The organism is Shewanella sp. SR44-3 (assembly GCF_014163735.1).
GTDB lineage: Bacteria > Pseudomonadota > Gammaproteobacteria > Enterobacterales > Shewanellaceae > Shewanella.
Map to the genome: position 1 here is coordinate 1 of NZ_JACJDV010000109.1, position 516 is coordinate 516.

Annotated in this window: 1 protein-coding gene; it reads right to left on the reverse strand. The window is 45.9% G+C overall.

Annotated elements, in window-relative coordinates; translation table 11 throughout:
• The coding region (locus tag H5073_RS18640) for a transposase (protein WP_182680934.1) at positions 1 to 516 on the reverse strand (516 nt) is incomplete at both ends.

Below are 516 nucleotides of genomic sequence, written 5' to 3' on the forward strand. Positions count from 1 at the left end.
TAAATTCGGTTGGTTTTGCTCAAGCCATGCTTTTAGCTTGTCCAGTATAGGCACACTGACTGCTTGTCTTGTCGTGTATTTATCATCCGCACTTTTATCTTTAACGCGTGACTCAACGCCGTACAGTTTTTGGATAAGGCTCAATACCACATCCGCTTTACCGGTTTTATTTTTACCTTGCAGCTTTTTCGCGTCGATAAATTTACGACGCGCATGAGCCCAGCATCCCACTAAGGTTGCCTGTGTTTTTTCATAAACTAGATAACCATCTACGTGCAAGTAACCTTGATATCCATCAAGATAATTGACCACGCAGGCGGCAGCCCGACTATTGTGAAAATCGTAAAGCACGATATTGGGGGGAGGATGGTTTGGCTCAGGTGAATCTCGCCCTGAGCAATACACCCACATGTAGCTGTTCACCTTATCGGATTTCACCACTTTCAGTGGCGTTTCATCGGCAAACAACGTGGGCTGCGTTAACAACCCTGTTTTAAGCCGTTCCACCAGTGGTGC